The 12,502-nt window shown below is 43.8% G+C and carries 7 protein-coding genes; all 7 read left to right on the forward strand.

The window, feature by feature from the left end; all coding sequences use genetic code 11:
* The first annotated feature begins 7 nt into the window (after window positions 1–7).
* The 7 genes from NSU11_RS19525 (at window position 8) to NSU11_RS19555 (ending at window position 12,502) form a co-directional block, all read left to right on the forward strand.
* Window positions 8–7,156, forward strand: coding sequence for an amino acid adenylation domain-containing protein (locus NSU11_RS19525; protein WP_342493740.1), 7,149 nt, complete (start codon window positions 8–10; stop codon window positions 7,154–7,156).
* 20 nt (window positions 7,157–7,176) lie between these two features.
* Window positions 7,177–7,404 carry an MbtH family protein gene (locus NSU11_RS19530; protein WP_025093680.1) on the forward strand — a complete coding sequence of 76 codons (228 nt, stop codon included), beginning with the start codon at window positions 7,177–7,179 and terminating at the stop codon, window positions 7,402–7,404.
* A 123-nt stretch (window positions 7,405–7,527) separates the two neighbouring features.
* On the forward strand, window positions 7,528–9,153 hold the full coding sequence (locus tag NSU11_RS19535) for a helix-turn-helix domain-containing protein (protein ID WP_149126086.1): 1,626 nt from the start codon (window positions 7,528–7,530) through the stop codon (window positions 9,151–9,153).
* Between the two features lie 98 nt (window positions 9,154–9,251).
* Window positions 9,252–10,217 (forward strand): iron-hydroxamate ABC transporter substrate-binding protein, encoded by a 966-nt coding sequence (locus NSU11_RS19540; protein WP_149126085.1) that lies wholly within the window; start codon window positions 9,252–9,254, stop codon window positions 10,215–10,217.
* Window positions 10,218–10,311: 94 nt separating this feature from the next.
* Window positions 10,312–11,046, forward strand: a complete 735-nt coding sequence (locus tag NSU11_RS19545) for an alpha/beta hydrolase-fold protein (RefSeq protein WP_311164981.1) — start codon at window positions 10,312–10,314, stop codon at window positions 11,044–11,046.
* A 72-nt stretch (window positions 11,047–11,118) separates the two neighbouring features.
* Window positions 11,119–11,265, forward strand: coding sequence for a YycC family protein (locus NSU11_RS19550; protein WP_064498621.1), 147 nt, complete (start codon window positions 11,119–11,121; stop codon window positions 11,263–11,265).
* Between the two features lie 22 nt (window positions 11,266–11,287).
* The gene (locus tag NSU11_RS19555; protein ID WP_311164983.1) at window positions 11,288–12,502 is read left to right on the forward strand and encodes an MFS transporter; all 1,215 of its coding nucleotides are present in this window, start codon (window positions 11,288–11,290) and stop codon (window positions 12,500–12,502) included.

The raw sequence follows: 12,502 nt of genomic DNA on the forward strand, positions 1-12,502 counted from the left end.
TAGACCCTTGTCGATCCAGTCAGTCGATTTATTCCCACTAACCGGTGCCCAATCAGGCATTTGGTACGCGCAGCAGCTTGATCCAGCTAATCCTATTTTCAATACAGCTGAGTATATAGATATTAAAGGTCCTATTGATCCCATACATTTTGAAGCCGCCATTAGAAAGACTGTCTTAGAAGCAGATTCCTTGTATATGCGCTTCATTGAAGATACTGACGGTCCAAAGCAATGGATGACATCTAAGAAAGAAATCCCATTTCAATATGTCAATTTACAAAATGAAAAACAGCCGCTTGATGCGGCTAAAGCATGGATGAAGGCAGATCTTTCAACACCAGTCTCTTTAGAGAAAGATGTATTATTCCGTGAAGTACTTTTTCAGCTTGCTGACGATCGATTTATCTGGTATCAGCGCATTCATCACATTGCCATTGATGGATTCGCCTTTTCGCTCATTGCACGCCGTGTTGCTGAGGTCTATTCAGCCCTATCGAAAGGGAGACCTGTGCCTCCTCAAACATTTGGATCCTTACATGACGTAGTCCAAGAGGAGCTCACCTATCAACAGTCCAATCGATATGAAGCTGATCAAGCGTTTTGGAAAAATCGCTTCGCTGATCAACCGGAAATTGTCAGCCTTGCTGAGCTTGCCCCAAGAACGTCGGATCATTTTATTCGAAAAACGGCTGGCTTCGATGCCGAAAAGGTAAGCAAAATGAAAAGAAATGCTCAAGCCTTCGGTGGTACGTGGCATGAAATGATCCTTGCAGCATCCGCATTATATATGCATCGTATGACTGGTGCACATGATATTGTTTTAGGGCTTCCTGTGATGATGCGCCTTGGATCGTGCGCCTTACAAACACCCGGAATGGTCATGAACCTGGTACCATTTCGTTTAACATGCAAACCAGAAATGACACTCTCAGCTCTTGTTCGCCAAGTATTTGAGGAACTAAAAGCCATTCGCCCTCATCAAAGATATCGTCACGAGGACATGCGGAGAGACTTTAAACTCATCGGAAGAAATCAGCGATTATTCGGCCCGCAGATCAATATCATGCCATTTGATTATGATCTCATGTTCGATCAGAGCTTCGGGCAAGCACACAACCTTTCAGCAGGACCCGTGGATGATATATCGATTAACATATACGACCGCGCGGATGGGAACGGATTTCAAATTGACTTTGATGCAAACCCTGCCGTTTACAAAGAGCAAGCAGTTGACGCTCATCAGCAGCGTTTTCTGCAATTGCTGGAGGAAATAACCGGACTAGAGGAAGATCAGACGATCAGTCAATTCAACCTTCTTTTGTCTGAAGAGAAAGAGAACATCCTCAAGCACTGGAATGATACAAAACGAGAATTACCAAAGGAATCTTTACGGGAACTATTTGAAAAACAGGTGAGCAAAACACCACAAGCAAAAGCATTACAGTTTGAAGGAATTACTTTGACCTATGAAGAGTTGAATCAGCGGGCTAATCAATTAGCTCATTATTTGAAAAAACATGGCATTGGACCAGAACAATTTGTCGCAATTGCTCTTCCTCGGTCCATCAATATGGTCGTAAGTCTATTAGCCGTCGTCAAAACGGGAGCCGCATATCTGCCACTAGATCCTGATTATCCTAACGATCGTGTCGCCTATATGCTAGAAGATGCCAAACCGGCGTGCTTGCTCACAATTAAAGAGACAGCAGACGGTTTGGACCATCCGCACATCGTTCAACTGGATGATGCAACTGTCCATCAGGAGATAGCAGACAGTCCGCATCTCAATCCGACTTGGAGCGATGGCTCTCCACATCACCCGGCCTACATCCTCTACACATCAGGATCGACAGGCAAACCAAAGGGTGTTGTTGTAACAAAACGAAATGTGATCAACTTTATATTGTCCATGCAAGATTCATTTTTATTAGATCAAAAAGACCAGCTTTTAGCGGTAACGACCATTGCCTTTGATATTTCTGGGCTGGAAATGTTCCTTCCGCTTTTACATGGGGCTGCTATTTTATTGGCAAAAAAAGAAACCATACAAGAACCAGCAAAGCTGTCAGACATGATTCGTTCTAATCATGTCACAATCATGCAGGCAACACCAACGTTGTGGCATGTGTTGGCAGATGAGTACCCTGACGTGATAACAGGTATGCGTGTTCTTGTTGGAGGAGAACCACTCCCTGCTTCCCTTTTGCACACATTGCAATCTCTTCAATGCGACATTACTAATTTGTACGGACCTACAGAAACGACGATCTGGTCTACGATGGAAAATGTCACAGCACACCGGGAGAATAGCGGGCCGGCGATCGGTAAACCCATTTGGAATACGAGCATTTATATTTTAGATGAAGGACTAAACCCAGTCCCAGCAGGATCAATTGGTGAACTTTATATTGCAGGTGAAGGAGTATCCAGAGGATATCTTGGACGATATGATTTAACGGCTGAACGTTTTGTCGCTGATCCATTCGGCACAAAAGGCACGAGAATGTATCGTACTGGTGATTTAGCCAGATGGCGTGAAGATGGTTCAATTGATTATATCAGCCGTGCCGATCATCAAATTAAAATCCGCGGCTTCCGTATTGAACTAGGTGAAATCGAAACCGTGATGATGCAGCATCAAGCCATAAAGCATACATCTGTTATCGTTCGTGAGGATCAACCTGGGCAGCAGCTTCTTTGTGCGTATGTTGTGCTGACAGATGGCTCTTCTCTGCACCCTTCAGAGCTCAGGCAGTTTGCGGCTTCATTACTTCCTGACTACATGGTGCCCTCTGCTGTTGTCGTGTTGCCAGAACTTCCACTTACACCAAACGGCAAAATCGACCGCAAAGCATTACCAGCACCAAATATGTCTTTAGTCAGTTCTGAGCGTACACCTAGAACACCACAAGAAGACATGTTATGTAGTTTATTTGCAGAAACCCTTGGCCTATCTCAAATTGGCATAGATGATAGTTTCTTTGACTTAGGAGGACATTCCTTACTCGCCGCTCGCCTGCTTAGACGTATACGCGATACACTCGGTGCAGACCTAAGCATGAGTACCATTTTTGAATCGCCTCGGGTTGCTGAGCTTGCGCAGCACATTGACAAAGCGAAGGACATTCGGCCGCCGCTTCAGGTTGAAGACAAACCAGATGAAATTCCATTATCCTTTGCCCAAAAACGGCTCTGGTTCCTTCATTGCCTTGAAGGGCCAAGTCCAACTTACAATATTCCACTTGTCATTCAACTGACAGGTACACTAGATCAAACAGCTCTCATTGGTGCTTTGGCAGATATCACTGAAAAACATGAAACACTTAGAACCATTTTTCCAAATAAGAATGGCATGCCAAGACAGGTCATTTTACACCCGAAAAGTGTTCAGCCTGAATTCCATGTCACAGCTTCAAGCGATCAACAAATTGAGAATCAGTTAAACGAAGCCATTCGGTATAGCTTTCAGATTGAAGAAGAACCTGCACTTCGAGCTGAATTATTCACGCTTGATGCAAACCGATCCGTACTGCTTCTATTGCTGCATCACATCGCTGGTGACGGCTGGTCACTTGCACCATTGACACGAGACTTAGCTGCTGCTTACGAAGCCCGTATACAAGGAAAATCCATCTCCTTGCCAGCAGAACCTGTTCAATATGCTGACTATGCTATTTGGCAGCAGAAGCTGTTGGGCAGTGAAGAAGAGACGGATAGTCTATTTGCCAAGCAGCTCAGCTATTGGAAAGGTGCCTTACAAGACCTGCCTGAAGAACTTGAGCTTCCCTATGACTTCCCGCGTCCACAGGAAGGAAGCTTCAACGGTGCGACGATAGACTTTACGATTGAACCCGCTTTACATCAGAACCTCCTTGAGCTTGCAAAGCAGCATCAGGTGAGTTTGTTCATGGTGCTTCAAGCATCACTTGCAGCATTACTGACACGCCTTGGGGCCGGTTCAGATATCCCAATCGGCAGTCCGATTGCTGGACGGAATGACGATGCACTTGACGACATTGTCGGCTTGTTTGTGAACACACTAGTTTTACGTACAAATACAGCTGGTAATCCAACCTTTAGTGAGCTATTGAAGCGAGTGCGAGACATTGACCTAGCAGCCTATGAGCATCAGGATCTGCCATTTGAACGGCTAGTCGAAATCCTAAACCCAACCCGGTCCAGATCAAGAAATCCATTGTTCCAGGTCATGCTAGCCTTCCAAAATACACCGAAGGCGGAAATGAAGCTGACACAGCTTGATTCAGACCTCTACGTGAAACCAGTAGGGTCAGCTAAATTTGATCTGACCATCGAATTAACAGAACAAAGAACGGAAACTGGGTCAGCAGCAGGTTTAACAGGATTGTTTGAATTCAGTACAGATGTATTTAAACAAAGCACCATTCGAGCAATCGCTGACAGAATGAAGCGCTTTTTAACAGAGGTAGCTGAGCGCCCACATGTGCCAATTGGTCAAGTGAACATTTTATCAGATAAAGAACAGCAAACATTTCTCCCTGATAAAAAGACATTCGCTCAGTTAGATCAAGCACATAGTCTCCCGGCCTTATTTGAAAAAACGGCGCAGCAATACCCTGATCGAGTGGCTGTAACGTATGGTAATAGGCAGCTGACCTATGGTGAGTTAAACAACAAAGCCAATCGTCTTGCTCATTTATTAATACAAAGAGGCGTTGGACCAGAACAGTTCGTTGCACTTGCCCTGCCTAGATCAATCGATATGCTCGTAAGCTTATTAGCCGTTCATAAAGCAGGTGCAGCCTATGTTCCGCTTGATCCTGATTATCCAGCAGACAGGCTGGCATACATGATACAAGATGCCAAACCCGTTTGCAGCATCACAACAAAAGCAGATGCAGTGCATCTTCCAGCTGACTGCGATTTGATTTTGTTAGACGAAAAGGAAACGAGCGATCAATTGATGACAATGCCAAATCACAATCCGGCTGATATAGACAGAATTGAGCCGCTATCTTCTCTGCATCCGGCCTATATTATTTATACATCCGGTTCTACAGGGAAACCAAAAGGAGTGGTCATCCCACACCAAAATGTCATCCGTCTTCTGACATCTACTGAACATTGGTTCCAATTTGATGAAGAAGATGTTTGGACAATGTTCCATTCCTATGCCTTTGACTTTTCAGTATGGGAAATATGGGGACCACTTTTATATGGCGGCCGGCTTGTCATTGTACCTCATACCATCTCTCGCTCTCCAGAAGAGATGCTGCAGCTTCTAGTCGAGGAAGGTGTGACTGTGCTTAATCAAACACCTTCTGCCTTCTATCAGCTCATGCAGATAGACAAGGAACAACAAACACTAGGCCAAGCATTATCACTCCGCTATGTCATCTTTGGCGGTGAAGCATTAGAGCTTAGCAGATTAGAAGATTGGTACAGCCGTCACTCAGACTGTAAGCCAAAGCTCATTAACATGTACGGCATTACAGAAACTACCGTACACGTTACGTACAATGAACTCAATCGAGATATGATCACAAAGAACTCCAGCAGTTTAATAGGCGAACCGATTCCTGATTTACATGTGTACGTACTAGATGAATACCTACAGCCTGTTCCCCCTGGGACGACAGGTGAAATGTATGTAGCTGGAGCTGGCCTTGCAAGAGGTTATCTAGGCAGACCTGACCTGACATCAGATCGATTCCCTGCCGATCCTTATGGCGCACCTGGCACAAGGATGTATCGCACAGGCGACCTTGCGCGCTGGACAGAAGAAGGGGCTCTTGATTACATTGGCAGAGCTGATCATCAAATTAAAATACGCGGCTTCCGCATTGAACTTGGAGAAATCGAAGCCGTTCTGGCACGCCACGATGCAGTTGCACAAGTGGCCGTCATGATGCGAGAGGATCAGCCTGGCGACAAACGCCTAGTCGCCTATATCGTCCCAACTGAAGAAAACCGTTTCGATACAGAGACCCTTCGTCATTTTGCAGCAGCCAGTCTTCCTGATTACATGGTGCCCGCGGCATATGTACAGATTGACGCCATGCCGCTTACAGCAAACGGGAAGCTTGATCAAAAATCACTGCCAGCCCCTCAATTGCATTTACAGCAAACGGATGGCCGCGGCCCAAGAAACCCGAAAGAGGAAATCCTATGTCATCTCTTTGAAGAGGTGCTTGATTTGCCTAAAATCAGCATTGACGATCGCTTTTTTGACATTGGTGGGCATTCACTGCTTGCAGTTCGTTTAATCAGCCGCATTCGTGATGCACTTGGTGTCAAACTAAGCATTGGAACATTGTTTGAAGCACCAAATGTGGCAAGTTTGGCAGAGAAACTAGAAACAGGAAGCGATGAAAACGCACTAGACATCTTGCTCCCGCTGCGAACAAATGGAGAAAGATATCCTCTTTTCTGTGTTCACCCAGCAGGTGGTCTGAGCTGGTGCTATGCAGGTCTCTTGAATACATTAGAGAAAGACATCCCTATTTATGGATTACAGGCACGAGGAATCGCAAGAAAAGATGACTACCCGCACACACTAGATGATATGGCTGCGGATTACATCAAGCACATCCAAACGATTCAGCCAAAAGGCCCTTATCATCTTCTTGGCTGGTCATTAGGTGGAAACGTTGTACAGGCAATGGCTACACAGCTCCAGCAGCAAGGTGAAGAAATCGCACTCGTTGCGATGCTGGATGCCTATCCAAACCATTTCTTACCGATTAAAGCAGCACCTGATGAAGAAGAAGCACTAATTGCTCTTCTTGCGCTCGGCGGTTATGATCCAGATACCTTAACAGGTGAACCGCTCACGATGAAAAGTGCCGTCGACATTTTGAAAAAAGATGGCAGTGCACTAGCAAGCTTAAGTGAAGATGCCATTAGAAATCTAAAAGAAACCTATGTGAATTCAGTTCGATTGCTCGGAGAATATCAGCCAAAAACTTATCAGGGGGACATATTATTCTTTAGATCTACCATTATCCCAGATTGGTTCACACCAATTGATCCCGAAGCATGGGCACCTTATATCAACGGAACAATTGAACAGCACGACATTCATTGCCGGCACAAAGACATGTGCCAGCCTAAACCCCTAGCAGAAATTGGTGTCATCTTAGACAACGCACTGCATCGGGTCAAACAAAAGCACTAAGAATAAAGGAGAGATGACAAATGACAAATCCCTTTGATCGTGAAGACGGTGTATTTCTTGTGCTGGTCAATGAACAAGGACAGCATTCACTTTGGCCATCATTTGCACCAGTGCCAGATGGATGGGAAAAGGTCTTTGGTGAAGACACTAGAAATGCCTGCATCGATTATATCCAGACACACTGGCAGGACTTGAGGCCATTAAGTTTAACAAAAGAACCAGCGCTAGCTCATGGAAAAACGGAATAAATCATCGCACCCTGATCTCCATCAGGGTGCTTTTTTGACAGAATAAACATCACCATCTTTCAGCTCTTTCTGCTACAATTTAATTGAGAATGTTTATCAACTAAAAAGAGATCAGGTGGTTTTATGGGAAACAATAATCAATTACGTACGTTGGCAAATGCCGAACAATTCATCTATCGATTAACAGATACTGAAAAAATAAATAATGCAGAGCTTCCACATACGGAGCAGCAGCTATCAGATACATTCTGCCTCCTCTTCAGCATAAGCGGCAGCGGTTTACTCACATTGAACGATCAAAAATGGCGATTGAAACATCTGACTCTCTATACGATCATGCCTGGGGAAACATTTATGTTGAAAACAGAGCCTTATCAAAAACACGAGCTCTACCTTTTTCGCTTTCAGCTCTACACGCTGCAAAATCAAAAAATAGGAGAAGTATCAATGGAACATGCCCGTTCTTTACTGAATAAATGGCAATTTATCGATATTAGCTCGATTGAACATATTCATTCTTTATTGTCCGATATGATAGAGGAATGGCAAAGACCTGAATCCATTAGCTTTTTTAGAAGCCAAACTCTTTTCCAGCAGCTTATTATGCAGCTTTTTACACTGCATAAAGAAGATATTTGTGACACGGCACATGCCCTTTTCAAAACAAAACAATATATCGATCAACATTCCGAAGAACCCCTCAGCCTGACAAGTCTATCTCATATGGCTGGTATCAGCGCCAATCATTACAGTGAGCTATTTAAAAAGCATTTTGATGTGAGTGTCACTGATTATATCACCAAGAAAAGGATGGCTAGAGCCAAACAATTAATGGCAAAAGGCAACGCAAAGCTCAAAGACATTGCACTTGAAATCGGCTATCAAGATCCGTATTACTTCAGCCGCATCTTTAAGAAAAAAACGGGCATGACCCCTTCTACTTATATGAAAAGCCGTCAGCGGAAAATTGCAGCCTATGGCCATTCCATACTCGGCCAGCTCACACCCATTCATATCATCCCATATGCTGCTCCCCTTCACCCTAAATGGACAGCACATGATTTTGAGCATCATGCAGAAGAAATTCCGATTCACCTGAGTGCACATCGGATCAACGAGCACGCTGAAGCCAATTTACAGCTATTAAAGGAAACAAAACCTGAGCTGATCATTGCCAATGATCATGTGACGGAGGAAGAAAAACAAGTGTTAAAAACCATCTGTCCTGTTCACTTTGTTCCATTCACACAATTGGATTGGCGCACTCAATTTAGACAAACGGCTACGTTCCTAAACGAAGCGAACGAAGCAGAAGAATGGTTGATTCATTACGAGGAACTCGTCATTCAAGCGAAAAAGGCATGCCTTTTTGATCATCCACCAAAAACCGTCCTGCCTCTTCGTATCTTTCAAGATCAGCTTTATTTGTCTGTGAATCGCACCATGTCAGAAGTAATTTTTCAAGACATTGGCCTTCTGCCAGCTTTTCAGAATGACGGCCAGCTAATAGAAAAAAAAATCAGCATTCGCTCTATACAACAGCTAGATCCAGACGCCATCTTCCTATTCCTGCATAAGGAGCCAAAAACCATTGCTTTTTATCAAAAGTTAAAGCAGCAGGCGTCTTGGCAAAATCTCAAGGCTGTGACGCAGCAAGCCGTCTATCCGCTCACTTCTGACCCTTGGCGTGAATACACAGCAGCCAGTCATCAACGGGTCATTCAGGACCTTTTATCTTTTTTTCCGTAAAAAGTCCATCCTTTGACAGAGATTTGTCTATGGATAAAAGGACGAAAGCCTAATACAATCTTTAATTGAGAACAATTATCAGTTAAAGGAGAAAACAAATGAAAAAATGGTTCGCATTGCTTATCCTTTGTATCATGACGGTCACCGCAGCAGGCTGTGGTGCTGCAGAAAATAAACCTGCTTCAAACACAGCCAAAAGCAAGTCAGCTGAAGCAACAGAAACGAATATCAACTACTTAGATCAAACGTACAAACTCAAAACACCAGTGAAACGAATTGTCATTGCTGGAAGCCTTGAATCAATGGAAGATGCAAAATTACTTGGTATCGAGCCTATTGGTGCTTCTACTGTAGGCGGCACATTCCCTGAATTATTTAAAGACATCACAGCGAAAACGGAAGGCATCGGTGAAAAAACAGAACCGAACCTAGAAAAAATCCTAAAACTAAAACCAGATGTGATACTTGGATCAACAAAGTTCCCGCCTGCAACAATTAAAAAACTAGATAAAGTCCAAACGACGATCCCAGTATCACATGTCTCTTCCGACTGGGAAAGCAATCTTTTATTACTCGGTGAATTGACTGGAAAAAGTGAAGAAGCGAAAAACATCATCTCTGATTATCAGAAAGATCTCAAACAAGCGAAAGAAACCCTGAAAGACAAAAGCAGCAACAAAACAGCTGTCATTTTACGCATTAGACAGGGCGACTTGTACGTGTACCCTGAAGACGTATACTTCAACTCTACCTTATATGGGGATTTAGGATTTAAAGTACCAAGTGATATCAAAAAAGCCAAAGCACAGGCATTGATTTCATTGGAGCGCCTAGGAGAACTCAATCCTGACTATATTTTTGTTCAGTTCTCTAAAGAAGAAAACTCATCGAATCCAAATGCATTGAAAGACTTAGAGAAAAATAAAATTTGGACAAGCCTAAAAGCTGTGAAAAATGGGCACATCAATGAAAATGCCGTTGACCCTATGCTTCAAGGAGGAACAGCACTAAGCAAAACAACCTTCCTTGACAAGGCTGTCAAATGGTTAGATCAAAACAATTAAAAAGATGCGTGATCAGATGGTTGACAAAGGGCTAAAATGTTTAGCCCTTTGTCTTCTTTTCAACGCAGTTGAAAACCGTTAGGAGAGGATACACATGAACGGAACGTTTCTATATGACGAGCTTAACGGGCGTCAGCTTGATATTTACCTTCCACAGGACACCTCTATTGATGTCCCAGCTGTCTTTGTACAAGATGGCTCTTCTTTGTTTAGAACACACCTGCTAGAGATCGAAAGAATGATCGAAACCAAAACCATCTCGCCAATCATCATCGTCGGCATACACCCCTTCAATCGACTTGACGAATATACACCATGGAAGGCGTCATCACTGCGATCTGGGTTCCCTGACTTTAAAGGCGAGGCACAGACGTATGTGTCATTTTTAGCGAATGACTTGCTCCCATATATCAAAAGAGAATATCCAGTTCAAGAGACCTGTCATGAACATAGCCACGTAGGTGCTTCATTAGGCGGGCTGTTTGCTATTTATACTTTATTCATGCACCCTGATCTTTTTAAAAACATCGCATCGATCTCCGGGTCATTTTGGTATCAAGATTTTCTACCGTTTGCTAAACAACAAAGCATTCAGTGTGTGGATCACTTTATTTATTTGTCTGTAGGCAGTGAAGAAGGGAAAGGAAAAACATCTGCTCAACAGCACATGCCTTTATTCAACAAACAACTGCATGATCTTTTATTACAAAAAGGGATGCAAGAAAGGCAGCTGCAATATCACATCAAACAAGGGGAGGGCCATCATCTGAAACAATTTCAAAAAAATTTCTTATCGGCTCTAAAGTGGTTTTATCAAAGAGAACGCTAATTTTTTATCAGCATGGCACAAAGCCGATATGATATATTGGAACGTATAGATTGAAAGAGGAGGGATTTGCGCATGAGACCTTTACAAATCTCAGCCGATACCGCACAAAAGCTTGCTGCATCACTCAATGTACCGTTAGAACAAATTATGCATATGCCGCAGCATATCTTATTAGCTAAATTAGCGGAGCTTGAACAGAAGAAAGATCGTTCTTCTTAAAGAAATAAAGGAGTTTACATTCATGGAACAACAACTAGAAAAATCAACATTACATCCTCGCAGTACTGGACAAACCATCCTGCTGATTGCTGGGATTCTGCTTATTGCATTTAATCTTCGGCCTGCCATTACATCCGTTGGCCCTGTGATCGGCGCGATTCGCTCCGATTTGCAGCTTTCAAATGGACTGGCGGGTTTTCTCACGACTTTACCACTGCTTTCATTCGCATTGCTTTCTCCAATTGCACCTAAAATCGGAAAACGACTTGGCAATGAACGAACCCTCTGGCTTGGACTTGCTGTCCTTCTCTTTGGGATTGTGATTCGCTCATTTGGCACCATCACCTTCTTAATGATTGGAACGGCACTGGTCGGCGTTGGCATTGCGATCTGTAATGTGCTCTTACCGGGGCTTGTGAAGCATAAATTTCCTGCACATGCTGGATTGATGACAAGTGTTTATACGACTTCAATGTCCGTCTTTGCTGCACTTGCATCAGGTGTCAGTGTTCCGCTCAGTCATACAATGCCTGGCGGCTGGAATACATCATTCCTTGTATGGGCTGGACTTGCCCTTCTCGCCATGATGGTTTGGGTGCCGCAGCTTCTTCATCAGAATACAGCGGCCGTCAAAAGCATCTCGCTCACAGAGCAGCCGATATGGCGTTCACGTGTTGCATGGCAGGTGACCTTTTTTATGGGGTTGCAGTCATTCCTTTTCTATAGCAGCATCGCATGGTTTCCTGATATCTTAACATCACATGGAATGAACCTGTCGACAGCTGGCTGGATGCTGTCCATTATGCAGTTTGTTGGGCTGCCATCCACCTTCTTAACGCCCGTTTTTGCAGAAAAATTAAAAACGCAAAGACCGCTTGTCGCCGGCCTTGTCCTTGTGTATTTACTTGGCATGATTGGACTTCTTCTCGGAGGATCAACGCCTATTCTTGTCATCTCTGTTCTATTGATCGGCATTGGACAAGGGGCCAGTATCAGTCTTGCCCTCACATTCATCGGATTACGAACAACCAATATGGAACAAGCAGCTGCCCTCTCTGGAATGGCGCAGTCTCTCGGTTATTTATTAGCTGCTGTTGGGCCGTTCATGATTGGAATCCTTTTTGATTCCACACATACATGGACACCCGCGATTATCATCTTTATTGTCATCCTATTTTTCATGTTTTTATCCGGTATGCGTGCCGGACGCAGCGTCTATATTTCAGATCCTTCATAA

Origin of the sequence: Bacillus sp. FSL R5-0712, assembly GCF_038593285.1 — a bacterium.
Classification (GTDB): domain Bacteria; phylum Bacillota; class Bacilli; order Bacillales; family Bacillaceae; genus Bacillus; species Bacillus safensis.

Excerpts from the sequence above, each read along its gene's own strand:
- NSU11_RS19530 (WP_025093680.1), top strand. The coding sequence starts at position 7,177 with ATGACAAATCCCTTTGATCGTGAAGACGGTGTATTTCTTGTGCTGGTC.
- NSU11_RS19535 (WP_149126086.1), top strand. The coding sequence starts at position 7,528 with ATGGGAAACAATAATCAATTACGTACGTTGGCAAATGCCGAACAATTC.
- NSU11_RS19540 (WP_149126085.1), top strand. The coding sequence starts at position 9,252 with ATGAAAAAATGGTTCGCATTGCTTATCCTTTGTATCATGACGGTCACC.
- NSU11_RS19545 (WP_311164981.1), top strand. The coding sequence starts at position 10,312 with ATGAACGGAACGTTTCTATATGACGAGCTTAACGGGCGTCAGCTTGAT.
- NSU11_RS19550 (WP_064498621.1), top strand. The coding sequence starts at position 11,119 with ATGAGACCTTTACAAATCTCAGCCGATACCGCACAAAAGCTTGCTGCA.
- NSU11_RS19555 (WP_311164983.1), top strand. The coding sequence starts at position 11,288 with ATGGAACAACAACTAGAAAAATCAACATTACATCCTCGCAGTACTGGA.